Source organism: Tsuneonella sp. CC-YZS046, assembly GCF_035581365.1.
Classification (GTDB): Bacteria; Pseudomonadota; Alphaproteobacteria; order Sphingomonadales; family Sphingomonadaceae; genus JAWKXU01.
In genome coordinates this window covers 783,436-805,754 of the sequence record NZ_CP141590.1, presented here as the reverse complement: position 1 = coordinate 805,754, position 22,319 = coordinate 783,436, and the positions used below count along the sequence as shown (strand labels likewise).

22 protein-coding genes are annotated in these 22,319 nt (G+C 63.9%); 16 read left to right on the top strand and 6 right to left on the bottom strand.

All coding sequences use genetic code 11. The features are described 5' to 3' along the window. Positions 1-20: 20 nt before the first annotated feature. On the bottom strand, positions 21-1,112 hold the full coding sequence (coxB, locus tag U8326_RS04010; protein ID WP_416385507.1) for a cytochrome c oxidase subunit II: 1,092 nt from the start codon (positions 1,110-1,112) through the stop codon (positions 21-23). A gap of 195 nt (positions 1,113-1,307) precedes the next feature. On the opposite strand from coxB, the gene pyrE reads away from it, so the two are divergent. Genes pyrE through ruvX form a run of 7 tightly spaced genes read left to right on the top strand, consistent with a single transcriptional unit; the run spans position 1,308 to position 6,653 of the window. Beyond that, positions 1,308-1,892, top strand: coding sequence for an orotate phosphoribosyltransferase (pyrE, locus tag U8326_RS04005; protein WP_324742507.1), 585 nt, complete (start codon positions 1,308-1,310; stop codon positions 1,890-1,892). Between the two features lie 10 nt (positions 1,893-1,902). Continuing rightward, a complete protein-coding gene (locus U8326_RS04000; protein ID WP_324743516.1) occupies positions 1,903-2,646 on the top strand; it encodes a pyridoxine 5'-phosphate synthase in 744 nt (247 codons plus the stop codon). Continuing rightward, positions 2,643-3,044 carry a holo-ACP synthase gene (gene acpS, locus U8326_RS03995; protein ID WP_324742506.1) on the top strand — a complete coding sequence of 134 codons (402 nt, stop codon included), beginning with the start codon at positions 2,643-2,645 and terminating at the stop codon, positions 3,042-3,044. The genes U8326_RS04000 and acpS overlap by 4 nt, the downstream gene beginning before the upstream one ends. After that, a complete protein-coding gene (gene lepB / locus U8326_RS03990) occupies positions 3,041-3,916 on the top strand; it encodes a signal peptidase I (RefSeq protein ID WP_324742505.1) in 876 nt (291 codons plus the stop codon). Before acpS ends, lepB begins: the two co-directional genes overlap by 4 nt. After that, on the top strand, positions 3,903-4,982 hold the full coding sequence (locus U8326_RS03985) for an AI-2E family transporter (protein WP_324742504.1): 1,080 nt from the start codon (positions 3,903-3,905) through the stop codon (positions 4,980-4,982). The genes lepB and U8326_RS03985 overlap by 14 nt, the downstream gene beginning before the upstream one ends. Position 4,983: 1 nt before the next feature. Continuing rightward, positions 4,984-6,183, top strand: coding sequence for a DUF3089 domain-containing protein (locus U8326_RS03980; RefSeq protein ID WP_324742503.1), 1,200 nt, complete (start codon positions 4,984-4,986; stop codon positions 6,181-6,183). Then, entirely contained in the window at positions 6,165-6,653 is a 489-nt protein-coding gene (gene ruvX / locus U8326_RS03975; RefSeq protein WP_416385506.1) for a Holliday junction resolvase RuvX, read from the top strand. Before U8326_RS03980 ends, ruvX begins: the two co-directional genes overlap by 19 nt. A gap of 2 nt (positions 6,654-6,655) precedes the next feature. Here the strand turns inward: ruvX and U8326_RS03970 are convergent, their stop codons facing one another. Genes U8326_RS03970 through argH form a run of 4 tightly spaced genes read right to left on the bottom strand, consistent with a single transcriptional unit; the run spans position 6,656 to position 10,358 of the window. Then, positions 6,656-7,444 carry a siroheme synthase gene (locus U8326_RS03970; protein WP_324742502.1) on the bottom strand — a complete coding sequence of 263 codons (789 nt, stop codon included), beginning with the start codon at positions 7,442-7,444 and terminating at the stop codon, positions 6,656-6,658. After that, positions 7,441-8,703, bottom strand: coding sequence for a diaminopimelate decarboxylase (lysA, locus tag U8326_RS03965; protein WP_324742501.1), 1,263 nt, complete (start codon positions 8,701-8,703; stop codon positions 7,441-7,443). Before lysA ends, U8326_RS03970 begins: the two co-directional genes overlap by 4 nt. 18 nt (positions 8,704-8,721) lie before the next feature. Beyond that, on the bottom strand, positions 8,722-8,979 hold the full coding sequence (locus U8326_RS03960) for a hypothetical protein (RefSeq protein ID WP_324742500.1): 258 nt from the start codon (positions 8,977-8,979) through the stop codon (positions 8,722-8,724). Continuing rightward, entirely contained in the window at positions 8,976-10,358 is a 1,383-nt protein-coding gene (argH, locus tag U8326_RS03955) for an argininosuccinate lyase (RefSeq protein ID WP_324743514.1), read from the bottom strand. The genes U8326_RS03960 and argH overlap by 4 nt, the downstream gene beginning before the upstream one ends. A gap of 37 nt (positions 10,359-10,395) precedes the next feature. Here argH and U8326_RS03950 point away from each other — a divergent pair, with 37 nt between their 5' ends. From U8326_RS03950 to U8326_RS03910, 9 genes are all read left to right on the top strand, one after another. Continuing rightward, complete coding sequence (locus U8326_RS03950) at positions 10,396-10,977, top strand: TlpA disulfide reductase family protein (protein WP_324742499.1); 582 nt, start codon at positions 10,396-10,398, stop codon at positions 10,975-10,977. Positions 10,978-11,637: 660 nt separating this feature from the next. Next, positions 11,638-14,097, top strand: a complete 2,460-nt coding sequence (locus U8326_RS03945; protein WP_324742498.1) for a TonB-dependent receptor — start codon at positions 11,638-11,640, stop codon at positions 14,095-14,097. Between the two features lie 17 nt (positions 14,098-14,114). Beyond that, a complete protein-coding gene (locus tag U8326_RS03940) occupies positions 14,115-14,990 on the top strand; it encodes a TauD/TfdA dioxygenase family protein (protein WP_324742497.1) in 876 nt (291 codons plus the stop codon). A 21-nt stretch (positions 14,991-15,011) separates the two neighbouring features. After that, on the top strand, positions 15,012-15,953 hold the full coding sequence (locus tag U8326_RS03935; protein WP_324742496.1) for a TauD/TfdA family dioxygenase: 942 nt from the start codon (positions 15,012-15,014) through the stop codon (positions 15,951-15,953). A gap of 82 nt (positions 15,954-16,035) precedes the next feature. Then, positions 16,036-17,697, top strand: coding sequence for an arylsulfatase (locus U8326_RS03930; RefSeq protein ID WP_416385505.1), 1,662 nt, complete (start codon positions 16,036-16,038; stop codon positions 17,695-17,697). Next, complete coding sequence (locus U8326_RS03925; protein ID WP_324742493.1) at positions 17,694-18,617, top strand: formylglycine-generating enzyme family protein; 924 nt, start codon at positions 17,694-17,696, stop codon at positions 18,615-18,617. The genes U8326_RS03930 and U8326_RS03925 overlap by 4 nt, the downstream gene beginning before the upstream one ends. 53 nt (positions 18,618-18,670) lie before the next feature. Beyond that, the gene (locus U8326_RS03920; RefSeq protein WP_324742492.1) at positions 18,671-19,666 is read left to right on the top strand and encodes an aliphatic sulfonate ABC transporter substrate-binding protein; all 996 of its coding nucleotides are present in this window, start codon (positions 18,671-18,673) and stop codon (positions 19,664-19,666) included. After that, positions 19,663-20,511: an ABC transporter permease gene (locus U8326_RS03915; RefSeq protein WP_324742491.1), complete on the top strand. Its 849-nt coding sequence runs from the start codon at positions 19,663-19,665 to the stop codon at positions 20,509-20,511. The genes U8326_RS03920 and U8326_RS03915 overlap by 4 nt, the downstream gene beginning before the upstream one ends. A gap of 19 nt (positions 20,512-20,530) precedes the next feature. Next, a complete protein-coding gene (locus U8326_RS03910) occupies positions 20,531-21,319 on the top strand; it encodes an ABC transporter ATP-binding protein (protein WP_324742489.1) in 789 nt (262 codons plus the stop codon). Here the strand turns inward: U8326_RS03910 and U8326_RS03905 are convergent. Further along, positions 21,316-22,296: a helix-turn-helix domain-containing protein gene (locus U8326_RS03905; protein WP_324742488.1), complete on the bottom strand. Its 981-nt coding sequence runs from the start codon at positions 22,294-22,296 to the stop codon at positions 21,316-21,318. The two genes, U8326_RS03910 and U8326_RS03905, sit on opposite strands and share 4 nt — an antisense overlap. Positions 22,297-22,319 lie beyond the last annotated feature (23 nt).

Here is a 22,319-nt window from a genome sequence, read left to right as displayed (position 1 = left end):
TTATGCTTTGATAGCGTTCGTCAGGCCGCAGGGGCCGGGGCTTCTTGTTTCGCGGTTCCGGCGGCCGGAGCCGGCGATGCGGCATCGGCAGGCGCCGGAGCAGCGGCTGGAGCGACGGCGGGCTTTTCCTTGCTGGCGAAGCTGCCGCCCTTGGCAAGCAGCCAGGCCTCGAATTCGGCGCGCGGACGAGCCTCGATGGCGATCGGCATATAGCCATGCTTCACGCCGCAAAGCTCCGAACACTGGCCGTAATAGACGCCAGGCTCCTTGATGAAGATCATCTTCTCGTTGAGGCGGCCCGGAACCGCGTCCAGCTTGAACCAGAGCGCGGGGACGGCAAAGGAGTGAATCACGTCAGATGCGGTGACCTGGAGGCGGATCGGCTCACCGACCGGAAGCACCAGGCGATTGTCCACTTCGAGGTGGGAGGGGCCGTCGCTCGGATCGGAACCGACTTCCCGCACGCCCGCGTTGATCACGGGGGCGCCCGGAATATTGAGCATCTTCGAGTCGAACTCGACTTCGCCATTGTCGGGGAAGCTGTAGGTCCAGAACCATTGGCTGCCGGTAAGTTTCACGGTCAGCGCATTGGCCGGCGGCGACTTGAACTGCTTGGCCAGCAGGTCGATCGACGGGATCGCGATCCCGACCAGAATCAGCACCGGAACCAGCGTCCAGACCACCTCGATCAGCGTGTTGTGGCTGGTCCGCGAAGGAACCTTGTTCGCGCGCCGGTTGTAGCGGGCGATCACCCACAGCATCAGGCCCAGCACGAACAGAGTAATCACGGTGATGATCGGCAGCAGCACGCCATCATGCATCCAGAGCGCATATTCCCCGATCGGGGAATACTGATCCTGAAAGCCCAGCCCGCCCTCGACCGGCATGCCCTTGCCGGCTTCCGGCATCATGCGGGCGATTCCCTCGGCGGCCGGCACCGCCGCGGGAGCCGCAGCCTCGCTGGTGGCGGGGGCCGCAACCGGGGCGGCGTTGGCGGCTTCGGCCACGGCCTCCTGCGCTGCAGCCACCTGCGGAAGAACCGCTGCGGCAAGGGCCACAAGGCCGGTTAGCAAGGTGTTCGCCCCCCTGCGGGCAGTTTTGCCGAAGTTCATCGTCACTGACGCTTTCCGCTCTCTGAACAATGCGGCCTCAATGGCCATTCCACACCCGGAAGAGGCGCGATTTGCGCGCCCTATACGCGCGCTTGCCCCGTGCCTCAAGCGCTTCTAGGGATATTTTTGACAGTCGCCTGAGCATCCCCCGCGCGCAAGGGACCGTCCTGCAATCGAAGGACTTGGAAAACCAGCATGACAGACGAAGAGGTACTAGCCGAGTTCCGCGCAAGCGGCGCGCTGCTCGAAGGCCATTTCCTCCTATCCTCGGGCCGCCACAGCGCCCATTACCTGCAATGCGCGCGCGTGCTCATGAATCCGGATCGCGCCGGACGGCTGGCTGTCGCCCTTGCCGCCGAAATGTCTCGCGATCTGCGCCAGGCTATCGACAAGGTAGTCTCGCCCGCCATGGGCGGCATCATTTTCGGCCATGAGATGGGCCGCGCCCTGGGCAAGGACGCGATCTTCGTGGAGCGCCCCACCGGCACGTTCGAATTGCGCCGCGGCTTCACCATCGCCCAAGGGGAGAAAGTGCTGCTGGTGGAGGACGTCGTCACCACCGGCCTGTCCTCGCGCGAGGCCATGGCCGCGGTCACGGAAGCAGGCGGCGAAGTGATCGCGGCCGCCGCACTGGTCGACCGTTCCGGCGGCGCCGTGGATCTGGGCGTCCCCTTCCATCCGCTGGTGAGCCTGTCGTTCCCCACCTACGCCGCGGACGAACTGCCATCCGGGCTGGCCGCGATTCCCGTGGAAAAGCCCGGCAGCCGGGCAAAGGCCTGAGGGCATGGTGATGGGCAGCCAGCCGTTTCCCGGCAAGCTGAGGCTTGGCGTGAATATCGATCACGTCGCGACGATCCGCAACGCGCGCGGCGGAGATCATCCCGATCCCGCGCGGGCGGCCCGGATCGTGGCGCAGGCGGGCGGAGATGGGATCACCATCCATCTGCGGGAAGATCGCCGCCACATTCGCGACGATGACCTTGCCCGCATCCGTGAAATATCCGAACTGCCGCTCAATCTCGAAATGGCGGCTACCGGCGAAATGCTGGAGATCGCCCTGCGCCACGGCCCGCACGCGGCCTGCATCGTGCCGGAGCGGCGCGAGGAACGCACGACCGAGGGGGGACTCGACGCAGCCGGGCAGCACAATATGCTGCAGCCGGTGGTATCCCGCCTGCTCGACGCCGGCATCCGCGTCAGCCTGTTCATCGCCCCGGACCCGAGACAGATCGAAGCCGCGATGCGACTCAATGCGCCGGTGGTCGAGTTTCACACCGGGGAATATGCCCATGCGGAAGGGGATGCCCGGGCAGTGGAATTGAAGCGCCTCGGCGATATGGCCGCGCTCGCGGCTAGGAACGGGATCGAGCCTCACGCCGGGCACGGCCTGACCTATGAGAATGTCCAGCCGATTGCCGCCATCCCCCAGCTGACGGAACTGAACATCGGCCACTATCTCGTGGGCGAGGCGGTTTTCGTCGGGCTTGAAGAAGCGGTGCGCAGAATGCGTGACTTGATGGACGCCGCCCGATGATTATCGCCATTGGCTCCGACCTGTGCAGCATCGAACGCATTCAGGCGTCGCTGGATCGTTTCGGGGAACGTTTCGAGAGACGGGTGTTTACCGAGATCGAGCGCGCCAGGGCGGCGCGCCGCCCGTTCACCCGCGCAGGCACATACGCCAAGCGCTTCGCCGCCAAGGAAGCGTTTTCGAAGGCGGTCGGCACAGGCTTCCGCCAGGGAGTTTTCATGAAGGACATCGGAGTAATCAATGCCCGGTCGGGCGCGCCCACCCTTGCGCTGAGCGGCGGTGCGGCGGTGCGGCTGGCCTCCATCACTCCCGCAGGATACGAAGCGATCGTGCATCTCACGCTTACCGACGATCATCCCTGGGCGCAGGCCTTCATCGTTATCGAGGCGCGGCCCTTATGAACGGGAACATACAGTCTGTCGAAGATGGCGATCCGAAATCCGAGCGGGTGAATTGGGTGGCGGAGATTCGCGGACTCGGGCTGATGCTGCTGGCGGTCCTCGCCTTCCACAGTTTCATCGCGAAGCCCTTCTATATCCCTTCCCAATCGATGATGCCCAACCTGCTGGTGGGCGACCGGCTGGTGGTGAGCAAATATCCCTACGGCTGGTCGTGGGTCTCCGCCTCTTTCCACGTTCTTCCGCGCTTCAAGGGGCGCCTGTTCCCCGCCACTCCCGAATATGGCGACATCGTGATCGCGGTCCCGCCGGAACTCGATGAAGATTACATCAAGCGGGTGGTCGCCTTGCCGGGCGACCGGATCGCGCTGGTGAACGGGCAGATCATCCTGAATGGAAAGCCGGTGCCGCAAACGATCGAAGCCCCGATCGAACTGCCGATAGATGCGAACGCTCCTTGCGATCCCGAATCCTATCCCGGCCTCAGGATTCGCAAACCTTCCGGGCTGGATGTCTGCGAATTGCCCGCATTGCGCGAGACTCTTCCCAACGGCGCGACATATGTGGTGATAGACCATCTGCACCAGCGTCTGGACGATATGGCCGAGATCACGGTGCCTGCGGGCCATGTCTTCCTGATGGGCGACAATCGCGATCATTCCGCTGACAGCCGGGCCGAGACTTTCGAGCGCGGATTGGGCGGGCCGGTCCCTCTGGAGAATATCGGCGGACGGGCCGAGTTCATCACCTTCTCCCTCAATGGCAGCGAAACGCTGAATCCCTTGAGCTGGTGGGATGCCCTTCGCGGCGGGAGAGCATGGCGATCCCTGCGGCCCGCCATAATGCCACAAGGGAACGCCGATGAGCGACAATGACGAAGCATCCGCCGAATTGATCGGTTCCAGCCCGGCCCAGCTAAGCGATCCCCGGCTCAGGTTCGAGGCAAGGCGGGCGCTGGTGTGGACCGCGATGGTCGGCCTCGTGGCGCTCGCCGTCTATCTCGTGCAGCCCCTGCTCGTCATCTTCGGCGCGATGGTCTTCGCCTGCATGATCGACGGAGGCGCTCGCCTGCTAGGGCGGGTGCTTCCGATCGGGCGCGGCTGGCGAATCGCGATCGTGCTGATCGGGGCGGCGGCGTTTCTCGCCTGGCTGATCCAGTTCGCCGGCTATCAGATCGCGGAACAGGCGGCCCAGCTTCCCGCCCTCGTCGACAGCCAGCTCTCCCTTGCGAATGCCTGGCTGCAAGGCATGGGCGTCCATATCCGGATCGACGACATCAAGGGTTTGGCCCAGCAGCTTTTCAGCGGGGTCGGCAGCGTGACCCGGGCGCTCGGCGGGCTGATCGGGGGCTTCGCAAACCTCGTCCTGATCGTCGTGCTGGGCATTTACATCGCGCTGGAGCCGCATATCTACCAGCGTGGCATTGCCTGGATGATCGCGGAAGACCAGCGCGAGGATTTCGCGGAAATGGCCGATGAGATGGCCTATACCCTGCGTCGGCTGTTGAGCGGACGGCTGCTGGGAATGGTTGTCGAAGGCGTGTTCACCTGGGCCTTGCTTGCGCTCTACGGGGTTCCGATGGCCGCCTTGCTGGGGCTGCTGACCGGCCTGCTCGCGTTCATTCCGAATATCGGGGCGATCGTATCGGGCCTATTGATGGTGCTCGTCGGATTTTCGGGCGGGACGGAAATGGGCCTCTATACGCTGGGCGTCTATTTCGCGGTGCAGACCATCGACGGATATATCCTGGTGCCGATGATCGCCCGCAAGACCGTGGATCTCGCGCCCGCCCTGGTGCTGGCCGCGCAGCTGATTCTCGGCGTGTTGTTCGGGATTATCGGGCTGACGCTGGCCGATCCGCTGGTGGCGATGGCCAAGGTCGCGCTTCAACGGCGATCGCGCAGGATCGATCAACAACAGGAAAGCGTTTCTACCAACTGATATGGCCCGCAAGTTCCTCTACCTCATCGCGCTGCTGACCGTGCTGGTCATTGCCGCGCTGTTCGCTCTCCGGATATGGTCGCGCGAGCTGACCGAATTCGCCTTCGTCCCCCGCAGCGAGTTCGTGCAGCAGGCATCGCTGGCTCCAAACGCTTATGAAGACCCGGCCATGTGGTTTTCCCGGCCCGGCATCGGGCAGGACGATCCTTCGCGCTGGCAGCCCTCGCCGGAAGCATTGGACGAAGACGCTTCCACACCGCCTGCGAATACTGCAAACGCAGCGCCGCTCCCTTCCCCCGCTCCCGTGGATTCGACCGATCCCACCGAGGTCGGCCCTTCGTTCGCGGTGTTTTTCATCCACCCCACCAGCTATCTTCAGCGTTCGTACTGGAACGCCCCGCTGGACGACGAGGAATCGCAGGAGCGCGCCCGTATCTTCCTGCGCGGGATGGCCAGTCCCTTCGACGCGGCGAGCGAGATCTGGGCGCCGCGCTATCGTCAGGCAACGTTCGGCGCCTTCCTGACCGATGCGCCGGAGGCGCAGATGGCGCTCGATGCCGCCTACAAGGACGTGGAGCAGGCCTTCGAGTTCTTTCTTTCCAGCGTCGACGAGAAGATGCCGATTGTTCTGGCCGGGCACAGCCAGGGGGCGCTCCATCTGACCCGGCTGCTCAAGGAGCATGTGGCGGGCACGCCGCTTGCCCGGCGGATCGTCGCCGCCTATCCGATCGGCTGGCCCATTTCAGTAGAGCACGACCTTCCTTCCCTGGGCATGCCGCCCTGCGAGAAGCCGGATCAGACCGGCTGCATCATCGCCTGGTCCAGCTTCGCGGAACCGGCCGATCCCGCCATGGTCATGGACCGTTATGCCCAGTCCGTCGGTTTCGATGGGCAATTGCGCGGGAACAGCGCGATTCTGTGCACCAATCCGCTGACCGGAGTTATCGGCGGCGAAGCGCCGGCGAAGGATAATCTGGGAACATTGGTGCCCGACCGCGATCTCAAGGACGCCAAGATCAAGCCGGGCATGGTTCCCGCCCGCTGCGATCCATCCGGCCTGCTGCTGATCGGCGAACCGCCCAAGCTTGGCCAATATGTCCTGCCGGGGAACAATTATCACGTCTATGATATTCCCTTGTTCTGGCGAAATCTGGAAGCCGATGTCGGCAAGCGGGTGCAGGCGTGGGCAGCCAGCCACTGATTACGGCCCAGGCCGCGGAATTGCGCGCAGCCCTGCCCGATGGCGGCGTGCTGATGGGGCTGGACCCCGGCACCAAGACCATCGGCACCGCCTTCTGCGATGCCGGCTGGCGGTTCGCCTCGCCGGGCAAGACTTTCCCGCGCGGCAAGTTCGCGCGCGACAAGGCGGCGCTGGAGGCCCTGGCGGTGGAACGAGGGGTCGCCGGGCTGGTGATCGGCCTGCCTCTCAACATGGATGGCAGCGAAAGTCCCCGCGCACAGGCGAACCGGGCCTTCGCGCGCAATCTCGGGGTTCTCGGGCTGCCGATACTGCTCTGGGACGAGCGCTGGTCCACCGCCAGTGCGGAACGCAGCCTGATCGATCAGGACATGAGCCGGGCAAAGCGCGCTGGCCGCATCGATTCAGCGGCTGCCGCGGTCATCCTTCAAGCCGCGATCGACGCCTTGTCGGGCAGCGCGTTCCAGGATTGACCTCACTGCCGCCGCAACAGGATCACCAGTCCTTCCCTGCCGCTTGCCCCGGGCGGATCGTTCGATACGCAGTGCCGCACGGCATCCGCCCGGGCGCGGGCAAGAATGGCGGACGCAACCCCTGCCGTATACAGGATCGCATCCGCCGAGCCGAGCAGCCGGGCCTGGCGCAGCGTCAGATCCTCCGGATCGTCGCTGGTGAGTTCGATCTCGATCAGCCCGGCCTCCGTTCCGGGCGGAGCATTCTCAAGCCATTCGGGCACGGCATCGGCGGATTGCTCACGCAACGGGTCCAGCGCTCCCCCTTCCGCCAGCGCCGCATCCAGCGCACGCCGCCGTTCCCCGGCATCAGGCCACCTGGCACGCAAGGCTGAACGGGCAGAGTTGAGCGCTTTGGCCAGTACTCCCAATCGTTGCGGCAGCAGGGTTTCCAGCCGCAGGCGAATGGCCTTGGCCAGACCGGCAGAAGCGCCCGACGTACCGATTGCGATCAGAACCGGATCACGATCGAGCACGCTCGGCACAGTGAAATCACATAGATCCGGACGGTCGGCAGCATTCACGAGCACACCCGCCTCGCGCAGCCGCTCCGAAGCGGCTTCGACCCTGACGGACTCGTCATGGGCGACGAATGCGAGCCGCGCATTCCGTCGGATGCCTTCTTCGGGGTCGGCGACGACGACGCCTCCCGCCCGTTCCACCAGCCGCCGCTTGGCCTCAGCCGCTTCTCCTTCCCCCAGCACGATCACCGGCTGCCCGGAGATGCGGTGGAAAAGCGGCAGGCTTCTCATTCGGCCAGCCAGTCCGGAACCCGCTCCGCCGCGAGAATCGCAGCCGGATCTATGCGATTGGCGACGATGGCCCACCGATCGCCATCGACCATGACCTCAGGGACGAGCGGGCGGCTGTTGTATGTGTTCGCCATGGTCGCGCCATAGGCCCCGGCAGTGCGGAACGCGGCCAGATCGCCCGGCTTCACGGCATCGATGGCCCGCCCCATCGCGAAAGTGTCGGAGCTTTCGCAGATCGGGCCGACGATATTGGCGGTGATCGTCTCTCCAGACGGGCGGATGGCGATAAAATCGTGCCATGCATCGTATAGCGCCGGGCGGGCCAGATCGTTCATCGCCGCATCCACGATCACGAACGGGCTGGTCACACCCGGCTTCACGCGGATCACGCGGGTTATCAGGACGCCGGAATTGCCGGTAATGACGCGCCCCGGTTCGAACATCAGGGTCACGTCCCAATCGGCGGTGACGCGCGCGACCATCGCGCCATATTCGGCCGGGCTGGGGAAAACCTCGCCGGCCTTGTAGGGCACCCCGATCCCGCCGCCGAGATCCATATGGGTGACGCTGTCGCCCTGAGCGCGGATGGCGCGCATCAGTTCGCCCATTTTCAGGAAGGCCCGCTCCAGCGGGTCCAGGCTGGCGAGCTGGCTGCCGATATGGACGGCAAGCCCGCGCATATCCATGCCCGGCAAGGCGGCGAGTCGCGCATAGATGCCCGCTGCAAGGTCATAAGGAACGCCGAACTTGTTTTCGGCCTTGCCGGTCGAAATCTTGCCATGGGTGCCGGCATCCACATCCGGATTGACGCGCAGCGCGGCGCGCGCGGTAAAGCCGTGCCCGGCGGCAAGCGCCGCAAGCTCCACACCTTCTTCCTCGGATTCGAGATTGAATTGGCCGATGCCCGCCTCAAGCCCGCGCAGCATTTCGGCCCGGGTCTTGCCCACCCCGGAAAAGACGATGCCCTCGGCGGACATCCCCGCGGCAAGGGCGCGCTCCAGCTCCCCTCCGGAAACCACATCGGCCCCGAACCCCTCGCTTGAAAGCAGCTTGAGCACCGCGAGATTGGGGTTGGACTTCACGGCAAAGGCGATCTGCCTGCGCGGCAGCACATCGAGCGCTTCCCGAAAGACGCGGGCATGGCGCACCAGCGTGGCGCGCGAATAGACATAGGCGGGCGTTCCCACCTCTTCGGCAATCTGATCGAGCGGCACATCCTCCGCATGGAGAACGCCATCCCTGTAAGCAAAATAATCCATTATCCGCTTTCGTGCGCTTCAGTTCTGCGGCGGAAGGTCGAAGGGGTCGTCCTCCCGTTGTTCCGACCGCTTGCGCAATTCCACACTGCGCTCCGGCTCGGCCTGCACCTCTGGCAGCAGCAATTTGTCGGCGGTCGGCTGTTCCGTCGCACCGTATGGCGCGACCGGCAATTGAGCGCCTGGCGCCGGCTGCAGTTCCGTGCGGGCGCCGCAGGCCGCAAGCGCAGCGGCAAAAGGCAAAAGCGCAAATACGCGCATCGCTGTATTTCCCTTCATGCCGCGCCATCCATGCCCAGCGCGCGCCGCGCTTCGGCCACGCGCTTGCGGACTTCCGCCGGCGCGGTGCCGCCATGGCTGCAACGAGCGGCAACGGAAGCCTCGACGGATAGCGCAGAATAGACCGCCTCGCCAATCCGCGAATCGATCTGTTGCAATTCCTCCAGGTTCAGCGCCTCGAGCGCGATCCCCTTGCTTTCGGCCAGCTTCACCGCCGCCCCGGTGATGTGATGCGCCTCGCGGAACGGAATATCCGCCTGCCGCACCAGCCAGTCGGCCAGGTCGGTGGCGGTCGCATAGCCCAGCTGCGCGGCCTGACGCATGCGTTCCGTCCGGAAAGCTGTTTCGGCCACCATTCCCGTCATTGCGGCGATGGAAAGGCCCAGCAGCCCGGCCGCCTCGAATACCGGCGGCTTGTCGTCTTGCATATCCTTAGAATAGGCGAGCGGCAGGCCCTTCATCGTGACCATAAGTGCCGTCGCGCAACCCACGATCCGCCCCGCGTGGCCCCGCACCAGTTCCGCCGCATCCGGATTCTTCTTCTGCGGCATGATCGAGCTGCCGGTGCTGAGCGCATCCGGCAGGGCGGCAAAGCCGAAGGGCTGGCTTGCCCAGATGATGAACTCTTCCGCCAGACGCGAAAGATGCAGCGAGCATTGCGCCGCAGCCATCAGGTAATCCAGCGCGAAATCGCGATCCGACACGGCATCGAGGCTGTTATTGGTGGGCCGTTCGAAACCCAGCGCCTGCGCGGTCGCATCGCGGTCGATCGGAAAGCCGGTGCCTGCCAGGGCGGCCGAACCCAGCGGGCTTTCATTGAGGCGCGCCCGAGCATCGGCAAAGCGCGACCTGTCCCGCCGGATCATCTCGTAATAGGCCATCAGGTGATGGCCGAGCGTGACCGGCTGCGCGGTCTGCAAATGGGTGAACCCCGGCATGATCGAATCGGCATGTTCGCCGGCGCGCGCGACCAGCGCCTTCTGCAGCTCGGCCAGCCCCGCATCCACCTGATCGATGGCGTCGCGCACCCACAGCCGGAAATCGGTCGCCACCTGGTCGTTCCGGCTGCGCGCCGTGTGCAGCCGCCCCGCCGCCGGGCCGATCAGCTCGGCCAGCCGGCTTTCAGTGGTCATATGGATGTCCTCGAGATTCCAGTCCTCCGGAACCCCGTTCGCCGCATATTCGCCCGCGATGCGATCCAGACCCACGCTGATCGCCTGCACATCATCCTGCGAGACGATGCCCTGCTTGCCGAGCATCGCGACATGCGCCTTCGATGCGGCGATGTCCTGCCGCCACAGCGCCTTGTCGAAGGGAATCGAGGCGTTTATCTCGCGCATGATCGCGCTGGGCCCTTCCGCGAAGCGCCCGCCCCACATCTGGTTGGAGCCTCCCTTGGACAGATCCCTATCCCGATTGCCTTCGCTGTCGCTCACACTTGCCGTCCTGGGCCTCGCCGTCATCAATGGCGGCTGCGATAGGCAAAGCCAGCCGCCAGCGCAACCGGCGGCGAAGGAGCAAGCCAATGCCGGAAGCCCGGCGACAGCGGCAGGATCGCCCGACCGCAGCCATGCGGGCAGCCGCCTGCCCGATTTCACCTTTGCCGATCCCAATGGGCAAAAACTTCACCTGCCGGAATTGCAAGGCACCCCGGCGCTGATCAATCTCTGGGCAACGTGGTGTGCGCCCTGCGTGAAGGAAATGCCGCTGCTGGACGATCTGGCCAGCCGGATGCAGGGCAAGCTGCGGGTCGTCACCATCAGTCAGGACATGCAGGGGGCGGCGAAGGTCGCGCCGTTCTTCAAGCAAAACGGCTACCGAAAACTGGAACCGTGGCTGGACCCGGAAAACGAACTGGCGTTCCATTATGGCGGAGCCAATTTGCCGATGACTCTCCTGTACGACGCGCAAGGGCGCGAGGTCTGGCGGATCGCCGGCGATTTCGACTGGAGCGGCGCCGAAGCGCAGAATCTGGTGGGGGAAGCACTGGTCAAATAAATGAAAATACTGGATTTCCTTCCGAAACAGGGGAGCAACTCAGCTTTCCTGCGGACAAAATTCAGGCAAGTTTCCGGAAGCGTAATTTGCCGTAAAACCGGCTCACTATGGCTTGGCTTGAGGGTCGCAAAGACAAACTATCATTGACGGCAATATGTCTACTCACTAGCTTGACTTTCAAGAGGCAAGTCTGATCCCGCCTGCCTCTTTCGCTTCTTCGGGGTCCGCGGCTTTTGATCGGGAAGCAGCTTGCTCCGCGTTACCAACCGCTAAAGCGCGCGATGCTCAGGCGACAACGCCAAGCACCGTGTTCCCCTCAACTTCGATGAGGTGATACGATGCGCATGCATTCAATCAGCAATCCATAGCCAATGAAGATATGATCGGGCAGCTGTCAGGCCTGGCCTGAACGCCTTCGATGCTTCCAGCGACACGCTGGAGCCGGGTGTAGGCGTCCGTCATCCCTCTTCGTGATTTCAGCGCAGTCGACGCTGGCTTGTCTGGGCTTGCCAGATGCATCCGGCTGTCCGCCGGCCCCGATGCGGCCCGGCTTACGGACCAGGTTTTCGCCTGCGCTGCTGGCTTCTGGTCGGCCATGGCCTGCGGCCAACGCAGGTTGACAGATGACTTTTTTCTCAAGGTTTCAGGGCATTATATAACATGGATTCATTCGTTTATTCCGGCGCGCGGGCAAAAAAGAGGGAAACCGCCCCGCGCCTTTCATCCAGGCACAAGGCTGCCTTTTTCGCGGGAAGCGCTTTCCTCGCCCTTCCCGGCACCGCACATGCCGAAAGCGACATCAATACCGTGGCGGATGCTTCGGCCTCGCTCTCGACAGCTGCCGAAAGCGACTTGTCGGACGCCATCGTGGTGACTGCATCGCGCCGTCGCGACGAGAACGCGCAGGACGTGCCGATCGCGCTCAGCGTCGTCAGCGCGGAATCGCTCGAGCGGCGCGGCGACTACACGCTGACCCAGATCCAGCAGCAGGTGCCCAGCCTGCAGGTGTTCAGCTTCAATCCGCGCAACACCAACATCAATATCCGGGGCCTGGGCAGCAATGTCGCGCTGACCAACGACGGCCTGGAGAACGGCGTCGGCTTCTATATCGACAATGTCTATTACGGCCGTGTCGGGCTTTCCCAGTTCGATCTCGTCGACCTGCAAAGCATAGAGGTGCTGCGCGGCCCGCAAGGCACCCTGTTCGGCAAGAACACCACCTCGGGCGTTATCAACATCACCAGCCGTAAGCCCAGCTTCGATCCGGAGTTCTCCGGCGAGGCGTCGGTCGGCAATTACGGTTACTACCAGTTGCGCGCTTCCGCGTCCGGGGCGCTCGTCCCCGACCTGCTGGCGGTGCGCGTCAGCGGAGCGCTGACCGAACGGCGGGGCTACCTCTACAATGTGACGCAGGACGAACGGGCGCAGGACTATTACAACGCCAGCATCCGCGGGCAGCTGCTGTTCACGCCCAGCGAGGACGTCGAACTCAAGATCATCGGCGACTATTCGCGCCAGAAGCAGAACTTCGTGATGAATCTCTTCGTCGCGAACAACACCACCTATGAAAACGGGGCCGCGATCCCCAACAATTTCACCACGCGGGCCGCCCGCTTCCCGGACTACGTCCTGCCGACAATCGACCCGTTCGCCCGTCGCGGCGAAGCCAACAGCCATTACCAGTCGAACATGGCGGGTTATGGCGTTTCCGGCCAATTGGACTGGGATCTCGGCGGCGCGGCCCTGACCGCCATCAGCGCCTATCGCTGGTGGGACTGGAATCCGGCAAACGATGGCGACAGCACCTCGCTGCCGATCATCACCAAGGCGCAGCAGGCAAACCGCCAGCGCCAGTTCAGCCAGGAAATCCGCGTGGCCTCGAAAGGCGACGGGCCGGTCAGCTATGTCGTGGGCGGCTATTATTTCTGGCAGATCATTCGCGGCTACGGCAAGTCTGCCTATGGGCCGGCGGCGGCGCTCTGGAACAGGCCGCCGACCGCACCGACTTCCCTTGCCGCATGGGAAGCCGCGCTCGACGGTTTCGAAGCCAATTCCACCTCGACGCCGGAGACCAAGACGGTCGCTGCCTTCGGCCAGCTCGACTGGAAGGTCAGCGATACGCTGACGCTGACGGGCGGCCTGCGCTACACCCATGAGAAGAAGGAAGGCGCGTTCAGCCAGTTCTGGGTCGCCGGCATCGATCTTTCCACCCTGCCGGATTTGCAGGCGACGGCCACCGCCATCCGCAACCAGTTCAATCCGATCACCAGCTATTCCACCAGCTTCACCGACAACAGCCTGTCGGGCCTGGTCTCGCTGAGCTGGAAGATCGCGCCCGATGCCCTGCTCTATGCAAGCTATTCGCGCGGCAACAAGTCTGGCGGCCTCAACCTTACGAATTTGCCGGCCGGGATCGAGGCGGAGGTCCGGCCGGAAAAGGTCGATGCCTACGAAGTGGGCTTCAAGTCCCAGTTCCTCGATCGCCGCCTGACCCTGAATGGCGCGCTCTACTGGACCGAGATCTCGGATTATCAGACCGCGATCACCGAGCAGGTCCAGAACACGGTCAACTACAGGCAGTATATCGCCAACATTCCGAAGGTTCGCTCGCGCGGCTTCGAGGCCGATCTGACTTTCGCTCCCAGCCAGCGTTTCAGCTTCAACGCCTCCATCGCCTATGCCGATGCGACCTATCGCGAATATACCAACGCCCCGCAGGCGGTCGAACGTCTCAATATCTCGGCGATACAGGATCTGTCCGGCGATCGGCTGCCGGGCGTGCCTAAATTCACCTACTCCCTGGGTGTCGACGGCAATTTGCCGGCGGGCTCGCTCGGCGGGCGCGAGCTTGAACTCTACGCCCATGCCGACTGGTCGCACCGGTCTTCCTTCAACACTTCGTCCAGCAACTCGGCCTGGGCGAAAATCCCCGCTTACGGCCTGGCCAATGCCCACATCGGCTTCCGCTCGTCCGACGGGCTGTGGGATGTTTCGATCTGGGGCAAGAACCTGTTCGACAAGGATTATTTCCTCAGCCTTTCGCCAGTCAACACCGGCATTGTCACCGGCCAGGTGGGCGATCCCCGGACCTATGGCGTGACCGTGCGCACCAAACTGTAAGGGAAAGGAGAACTCCAATGACAGTCCAATTGCTGGAACGCGACGCCGGAACCGAGCTGTTCGATGTAACCCCTCTCCAGCCAAGCCTTGGCGCACTCGTTTCGGGTATAGACCTCTCCCGTCCTCTGGACGGCCTGACGCGGGATGCCTTGCGCGCGGCATTGCTTCACTACCGGGTGCTGTTCTTCCGCGACCAGAACCTGACCCGCGAACAGCATATCGCGCTTGGCGCGGCGTTTGGTGAACTGGAGGTGCATCCGGTATTCTCGCTGCCGGACTATCCGGAGATCCTGCCGCTCATTTCGCAGGAACTGGCCGGCAAATACCGCCAGACGAGCGATGGCAACTGGCATGCGGACACCACGTTCCGCGCGGAGCCTTCCGCCGCCTCGATCCTGATCCAGCGCGTCTCCCCTTCGCTGGGTGGAGACACGGTCTTCGCCAATGCGGTGGCAGCTTACGAAACGCTCGACGATGAAACCAAGGAGCGGATCGACGGCTTGACCGCAATCCACGATCCGCAAATCTTCCTGCAATTCCTCGACACCGAGGAAAAGCGTGAAGCGCTGAGATCTCAATATCCTCCGGTTGAGCATCCCGTCGTCCGGATACATCCGGAAACGGGGGAAAAGGTCCTTTACGTCAACTCGGTCTTCACCCGCCGCATCGTCGGCCTGGAGGAGAGTGAAAGCCGAGCGCTGCTGACGCGCCTCTTCGACCAGGTGAAGCGCCCCGAGTTCCAGGTCCGCTGGAGCTGGAAGCCCGGCTCCATCGCCTTCTGGGACAACCGCGCCACGCAGCACTACGCCGTGCCGGACTACACCGACGCCCGCCACATGGAACGGGTGACGATCATTGGCGACCGCCCGGTCGGCCCCAGCCTCAAATCCTGAATTCCTGAAAGGAGAATACCCATGACTGTAATCACGCATGACTTCGTGAACGCCCGAGAAGCCGACAGCCCGCTGGACATCGTGCCAGTCGCAGGCCGGATCGGCGCGGAAATTCGCGGTATCCGCCTATCCGGGGATCTCGATGACGCGACGGTCGCGGCCATCCGCGCCGCGCTTATCCGGCACAAGGTGATCTTCTTCCGCGACCAGATCCATCTGGACGATGCCGGCCAGGAAGCTTTTGCGGCGCGCCTGGGCGAGCCGGTGGCTCATCCGACGGTGCCGGTCGCGGAAGGCTCCAGATTCCTGCTCGATCTGGATTCCAAGGAAGGCTACGCCGCTTCGAGCTGGCATACCGACGTAACCTTCGTGCCCGCTTATCCGGAAGCTTCGATCCTGCGCGCGATCAATATTCCTGAAGCAGGGGGCGACACGCTGTGGGCCAATGGCGTGACCGCCTATGAGGAACTGCCCGATGCGCTGAAGACGCTGGTGGACAACCTCTGGGCAGTCCACACCAACGATTATGACTATGCATCGGCTTTCGCGAATGCGCCTACCGACCGCATCAATTACCACAAGGAAATCTTCGCCTCGACGGTTTACGAGACAGAGCATCCGGTCGTTCGGGTTCATCCCGAATCCGGCGAAAGGGCGCTGCTTGTCGGCCACTTCGTGAAGAAGTTCGTCGGGCTGAGCGGGCCGGATTCGCAACGCCTGCTCGCGATCCTGCAGGAGCATGTGACCAAGCCGGAAAACACCGTGCGCTGGCGCTGGCGGGCGAATGACGTGGCGATCTGGGACAATCGTTCCACCCAGCATCGCGCCATCGCCGACTTCGGGCTTCAGCGCCGAACTCTGCGCCGCGCGACGATCGCCGGAGATGTGCCGATCGCGATCGACGGCAGCCGCAGCCGGGCGATCGTTCCGGACCAGCAGCAGACCCTGGAAGCCGCCGAATAAGGCAGCCTCCAGCCCGGGACTGCGGCCGCGATCTTCGTTCCCTGGATCGTGGCCGCATCCCACCGAACTTACGGAGAGACGCTTGATGCGCCGCTTTATCCTCGCTCTGGCAGCCGTCGCTGCCCTGTCCGGCACAGCCCATGCCGAAACACCCGAGAAGCCCAATTTCCTCATCATCGTGGCGGACGATCTCGGCTATTCGGACCTCGGCGCCTTCGGCGGCGAGATCGACACTCCCAATCTGGATGCGCTTGCCAACAGCGGCGTTCGCCTCACCGGCTTCCACACCGCTCCCACCTGCTCGCCCACGCGCTCCATGCTGCTCTCGGGCACCGACAATCATCGCGCCGGTCTCGGCACGATGGCGGAGCTGGTCGCGCCCAACCAGCGCGGCAAGGAAGGGCATGAAGGCTATCTGCGCCCGCAGGTGGCTTCGCTGGCGGAACTGCTGCAAGCTGGCGGCTATCGCACGCTGCTTTCGGGAAAGTGGCATCTCGGGCTGACGCCGGAGCAGGACCCGCACGCGCGCGGCTTCCAGCACACATTCGCCCTGCTGCAAGGCGGGCACAATCACTTCGGCATAGGGCTCGCGGAAAATCCCCAGCCCAGCGGGCTGCGGTTCGGCGCAACCTATCGGGAAAACGGCAAGACGCTCTCGAAATTGCCGGATGATTTCTATTCTTCCGACACTTTCGCCAGCAAGCTGATAGACCAGTTGAAGGCAACCAGGGCCGGGCCGGACGGCAGGAAGCCGTTCTTCGCCTATCTCGCCTTCACCGCGCCGCACTGGCCGCTTCAGGCGCGGCCCCAGGAGATCGCCAAATATCGCGGCAAGTATGACGCGGGCTTCGAGGCGCTGCGCCAGCAGCGGCTGAAGCGCCAGGTCGAGCTGGGCCTGCTCGATCCCAAGGTCGCCGCCCATCAACCCCAGTTGCGCCACGGAGAATGGGACACGCTATCCGCCGAGGAACAGCGCGTCGCCGCGCGCGATATGGAAATCTACGCCGCAATGGTGGACCGGCTCGACCAGAATGTCGGCCGGGTGATCCAGACGCTGAAGGAAACGGGCGAATACGATAACACCGTGATCGTGTTCCTCGCCGACAATGGCGCCGAAGGGCTGGATCTGACGCATTCGGAAATCCCGCAATTCCAGGCGCTTGCGGCGTCGGCCGACAACAGCTTCGACAATCGGGGCAGCGCGACATCGTTCATCACCTACGGCCCTGGCTGGGCGCAAGCGGCCACCGCTCCTTCCTGGCTTTACAAGGCCTATGCCACCGAAGGAGGCACGCGCACCGTTTCCTTCATCACCGGCAAGGGGCTGAGCCAGCCGAAGGGAATCGGCACCGCTTTCCTTTCCGTTGCCGATGTGGCTCCGACCTTCCTCGAACTGGCGGGCATCCCCGATCACAAGGGCCGCTTTCAGGGGCGGCAGGTCGAGCCGATCCGCGGCAAGAGCTGGGTCTCCTATCTCAAGGGCGGGAGCGACCGGGTCTATGGCAAGGATGAAGCCTATGGCGTCGAACTGTTCGGATCGCGCGCGATCCGGCAAGGCGACTGGAAGATCGTGGATCTCGGCAATGGCGAGTGGAAGCTCTTCAATATCGCCAGTGATCCGGGTGAAACGACCGATCTGAGCGCGCAGGAGCCGGAGCGGCTGAACCAGCTCAAGGCCGCCTGGGAGGTTTACGCCAAGGATGTAGGCGTCGTCCTGCCCGACCAGAGGCTTTACCGGCCGTGATCGCCAGGACCGCCCTTGCCCTGCTCCCGCTGGTGGCGTTCGCCTTCATCGGCGGGAGCGATGGCGTGGCGCGGCCCTCGGCGGCGCCTGCCTGCGCGGGCATTCTGGACGATCAGGTCTGGGTGCCCGGCGGGCTGGCGCGGTTCGGCAGCGACGCGGCCTATCCCGATGAGGGGCCGGCCTATGAAGCGCGGGTAAACAGCTTCTGGATCGACCGCCATGAAGTGACGAACCGTCAATTCGCGGAATTCACCTCCGCCACCGGACACATCACCCAGGCGGAGCGAGAAGGCGGGTCGATCGTTTTCGATCCGCCCGGCCCCGGCGAAGTGCCGGTAGAGCCGAGCCAATGGTGGTCGTGGGTCGAGGGCGCGGACTGGCGCCATCCCGACGGTCCGAAAAGTTCGCTGGCCGGACGCGACAATCTGCCCGTGGTTCACGTCGCCTATTCCGACGCCCTGGCCTATGCGGCGTGGAAGGGACGCGCCCTGCCCAGCGAGGAGCAGTTCGAATATGCCGCTCGCGCCGGGGCGGAACAAAGCCTCGATCAGCCTGGTCCGCGCAAGGCCAACACCTGGCAAGGCAGCTTCCCGGTCGAGAACACCAACGACGACGGCCATCCGCGCCTGGCGCCGGTCGGATGCTATGAAGCCAACGGCTTCGGGCTGGACGACATGATCGGCAACGCCTGGGAATGGACCCGCAGCTGGTATCTGCCGGGCCACGGCGCCTTTCCGGAAAACCCCAACGGCAACCCCAGCTACTATCCGGGCCAACCCGATGTCCGGGCCCGGGTAATCAAGGGCGGATCGTTCCTGTGCGCTCCCAATTACTGCGCGCGATACCGCCCTGAGGCGCGCCATGCGCAGGATGAGAGCGCGGGCGCATCCCATATCGGATTCAGAACGGTGTCGGCCTAATGAGCGTGCATTGCCGCCGCCCCGCCGCATCGCCCCATCAAGAAGGCAAGCTGATGAGATTTTTCATCAATCCGTTGAGATTCCTGTTTCTTGGCCTCGCGCTGTCTCTCGCCGGATGCAACTCCTCCCAATCGAGCAACGATGACAGCGGCGTTGTCTTGCGCGTCGGCGACCAGCTCAAGGGACTGAAATCACTGATCGACAGCGCCGGAGAAGGCGAACCCCGCGATTACACGATCAAATGGGCAAACTTCGTAGGCGGACCGCCGATCATCGCGGCCCAGACGGGCGGTTCCATCGATGTCGGCTGGATGGCCGAAACGCCGCTGATCTTCGCGCAGGCGGCCGGCAGCCCGGTCAAGGTGGTTGCAGTCAGCACGTCCGCCAAACCCGACGGGTCCGCCTATGCGCTGGTGGTGAAGACGAATTCTCCGATCCGCTCCATCGCCGATCTCAAGGGCAAGTCCGTCGCCTATATGCGCGGAACGGTGCTGCACTACATGGTCGCCCGCCTGCTGGAGGATGCCGGCCTGTCGCTCCACGATGTCCGTTCCGTGCAGGTGACGGGGTTCGGCTCGTCGCTGCTGGACCAGAATGTGGCCGATGCGCTCACTCTGACCGAACCCTATCTCACGCAATTGCTGGAAGCAGGCAAGATCAGGGTTCTGGCCACAGGCGCGCCGCCGGCGACGCCAGGGTTCAACTATCTGGTGGCTTCGGACGCGGCATTGGCCGATCCGGACAAGGCGAAGGCGATTGGCGACCTGGTGGCGCGCGCCGCGCGCGCAACCAGGTGGCAGCGCGAAAATGTGGCCCAGGCAGCCCCGGACTTGGCCAAGGTTTACAGGATCGAGCCCCGCATTGCCGAGAAGATGATCGAGCGTTCCCCCTCACGCTATGCTCCCATCGGCCCATCGATCATCGCCGCGCACCAGGCCGAAGCCGATCTGTTCCACAAGCTGGGGCTGATCCGCACTCGCCTGGATGCGAGCAAGATATTCGATCCCCGTTACGACGCGCTAATTGCACAGGTGGAAAACGACCAATGAACGCTCCCGCGACAATCTCGGTTCCAGTGCCTGACCCAGGCCATCTCGTTCGCCCCGTCGTCCGGCAGCGCGGCGGTTCGTCCGGCCGCTTTTCCTTTGCCCGCCGCGCCCTCGGCCCACTGCTGATCGTGGCTGCCTGGGCGTTGTCGACCACGGCCGGCTGGGTGGACCCGTCCATCCTCCCCTCACCCTCCGCATTGGTGGAGGGCTTCAAGCAGCTATGGGCCGAGCAGGCGCTGGCCCATCAGGTGGGCGTTTCTCTCAGCCGGGCTCTGGCGGGGGGAATTGCCGGAATCCTGCTGGGCCTGGCGCTGGGGACCGCGGCGGGCCTTTCACGGCTCGGCGAGGAATTGTTCGATGCCCTGCTGCAGATGCTGCGCACCGTGCCGTTCCTGGCCCTCGTGCCGCTGTTCATCGTATGGTTCGGAATCGGCGAATTGCCTAAGCTCCTGCTGATTTCGCTCGCCACGATGTTCCCGATGTATCTGAACACCTATGCCGGGGTGCGCAATGTCGACCGCAAAGTGATCGAGGCGATGCGCAGCTTCGGGCTGAACGGGCGCAGGCTGATCCTGGAAGTGGTGCTGCCGCTTGCCTTGCCGCAGATTTTCACCGGGCTGCGCTTTTCGCTGGGCGTGGCGGTGCTGGTGCTGGTGGCCGCGGAGCAGATCAATGCATCGGCGGGCCTGGGCTATCTCCTGAACAGCGCGCAGCTTTATCAGCAGGTCGACGTCATCCTGATCTGCATCGCCATCTATGCCGTGCTCGGACTGGGCGCGGATCTGTTCGTTCGCACGCTCGAACGGCTGTTCATGCCGTGGCGCGCGAGCATTGCCGTCCGCTAGGTCAGAAGGAACGAAACCGATGTCTAACGTGCTGTTCTACAAGGCGCTCGAAAAGCAGGTTTTCGAAAAGCAGGTTTACACCCCTGCGCCGGATTTCTCCGCCCATCCGGTGGCTGTCCGGATCGCCAATGTGTCCCGCACTTTTTCGGGCGTCAATGTACTCGACGGGCTCGACCTGACGATCCGCAGCGGTGAATTCGTCGCACTGCTCGGCGCGTCGGGCAGCGGCAAGACCACCCTGTTGCGGATATTGGCCGGCCTGGACGCACCAGATGGCGGCGAAGCCTGGGTGCCCGATGCGAGGACAGTGGTGTTTCAGGAGCCTCGGCTGGTCCAGTCGAAGAAGGTCTGGCGCAATGTGGTGATCGGCCTGTCGGGCGAGGAAGCCTCTCGCGAGCGCGCCCTGGAAGCGCTGGACGAAGTGGGCTTGTCGCATCGCACCGATGCATGGCCGGCGACCCTTTCCGGCGGAGAAGCGCAGCGCGCCGCCCTCGCCCGCGCACTCGTGCGGGAGCCGCGCCTGCTTCTGCTGGACGAGCCATTCGCGGCATTGGATGCGCTTACGCGGCTGAAGATGCAGCGCTTGATCGGCGACCTGTGCCGCGCCCATGGCCCGGCCACCCTGCTCGTCACGCATGATGTGGAGGAAGCCATCCTGCTGGCGGATCGTATCCTGGTCCTGAAGGAAGGCGCGATCGGCTTCGATACCCGCGTGCATCTGCCTCACCCCAGACGAGCGGGCGGGGAGGAGTTCGACAGCTTGCGCGACCGGCTGCTCGGTGAATTGGGCGTGCCTCAATCGGCCTAGCCTGTCTCCGCGGGAAACAGGCGAGCGGCGCAATCCCGGCGATATGCCGAGGGGCTGAGGCCGAAGTGGCGTTTGAATGAACGATCCATGTGCGGCAAATCGCAAAAGCCTGCCTTATGAGCGATCTCTGTCAGATTCAGGCGAGGATTGCCCTGGGCCGCCAGCAGCCTTCGCGCCCATTCCAGCCGCTCCCTCGCGACATGGGCGGAGAAGGTCGTTCCCGATGCGGCGAAGATCCGCTGCAGGTAGCGAACGCTGATTCCCAGCGATTGCGCGATCGATCGCGGGCTGAGCCGGACGAACCCTATATTTTTTGAAATCTCGGCCTTGGCCGCTTCCAGCAGTTCGCGCTGATTTCGGTTCAGGCCCTCGTCCTGTCCGGGATCGAGCGCAAAGCAGGCGAATATGAGATCGATCGATGCTTCCAGCACGCGCCGCTGCGCCATGGGCGGCATGTCGTCGATCAGCCTGTGAAGATTGCGCATATGCTGGGACAGCATCCTGCCGATCCCGTCGTTGCATTTGGCGCTTTGCCCCAGGGATTGCCCGATCGGCCCGACGCGCCGCTCTACCAGATCCAGCGGCAGCCAGATCAACTCGAACTGGCTGGCGCCCGAACTGGTGAACATGCTGGGCGTGGCGCCATCCCACAGCAACAGGTCGCCGCGTTCCACCACCAAGTCCCTGTTCCCTTGCGAGAAGGTGAGATAGCCCTGCTTGAGATAGCTGAGGCAGATATAGCCGCTGTCCCGGCCGGATATCTCGGAATAATCCCGTATCCCGGTGCAGGAGCCGAAGCTCATCTCGCCCACGGTGCAGTCCGCGACGCTCCGCCGCCGGACCTGGGCGTTGAATCTTCTCGATTTGACCCCGATCCTCCACGGAACATCGAGCTTGCCGATCGTGTCGGAAAATTCGTCGGCGTCGAGGAATTGCGAGTTCAGTTCCCCCGCCGGGTTGGCTTTCCCATCCAGCATCTCTCTCTCTCACCGTTCGATGA

Coding starts and splice junctions, on each gene's coding strand:
- coxB (WP_416385507.1), bottom strand. CDS start 1,112: ATGAACTTCGGCAAAACTGCCCGCAGGGGGGCGAACACCTTGCTAACC.
- pyrE (WP_324742507.1), top strand. CDS start 1,308: ATGACAGACGAAGAGGTACTAGCCGAGTTCCGCGCAAGCGGCGCGCTG.
- U8326_RS04000 (WP_324743516.1), top strand. CDS start 1,903: ATGGGCAGCCAGCCGTTTCCCGGCAAGCTGAGGCTTGGCGTGAATATC.
- acpS (WP_324742506.1), top strand. CDS start 2,643: ATGATTATCGCCATTGGCTCCGACCTGTGCAGCATCGAACGCATTCAG.
- lepB (WP_324742505.1), top strand. CDS start 3,041: ATGAACGGGAACATACAGTCTGTCGAAGATGGCGATCCGAAATCCGAG.
- U8326_RS03985 (WP_324742504.1), top strand. CDS start 3,903: ATGAGCGACAATGACGAAGCATCCGCCGAATTGATCGGTTCCAGCCCG.
- U8326_RS03980 (WP_324742503.1), top strand. CDS start 4,984: ATGGCCCGCAAGTTCCTCTACCTCATCGCGCTGCTGACCGTGCTGGTC.
- U8326_RS03970 (WP_324742502.1), bottom strand. CDS start 7,444: ATGAGAAGCCTGCCGCTTTTCCACCGCATCTCCGGGCAGCCGGTGATC.
- lysA (WP_324742501.1), bottom strand. CDS start 8,703: ATGGATTATTTTGCTTACAGGGATGGCGTTCTCCATGCGGAGGATGTG.
- U8326_RS03960 (WP_324742500.1), bottom strand. CDS start 8,979: ATGAAGGGAAATACAGCGATGCGCGTATTTGCGCTTTTGCCTTTTGCC.
- argH (WP_324743514.1), bottom strand. CDS start 10,358: ATGTGGGGCGGGCGCTTCGCGGAAGGGCCCAGCGCGATCATGCGCGAG.
- U8326_RS03945 (WP_324742498.1), top strand. CDS start 11,638: ATGGATTCATTCGTTTATTCCGGCGCGCGGGCAAAAAAGAGGGAAACC.
- U8326_RS03940 (WP_324742497.1), top strand. CDS start 14,115: ATGACAGTCCAATTGCTGGAACGCGACGCCGGAACCGAGCTGTTCGAT.
- U8326_RS03935 (WP_324742496.1), top strand. CDS start 15,012: ATGACTGTAATCACGCATGACTTCGTGAACGCCCGAGAAGCCGACAGC.
- U8326_RS03920 (WP_324742492.1), top strand. CDS start 18,671: ATGAGATTTTTCATCAATCCGTTGAGATTCCTGTTTCTTGGCCTCGCG.
- U8326_RS03915 (WP_324742491.1), top strand. CDS start 19,663: ATGAACGCTCCCGCGACAATCTCGGTTCCAGTGCCTGACCCAGGCCAT.
- U8326_RS03910 (WP_324742489.1), top strand. CDS start 20,531: ATGTCTAACGTGCTGTTCTACAAGGCGCTCGAAAAGCAGGTTTTCGAA.
- U8326_RS03905 (WP_324742488.1), bottom strand. CDS start 22,296: ATGCTGGATGGGAAAGCCAACCCGGCGGGGGAACTGAACTCGCAATTC.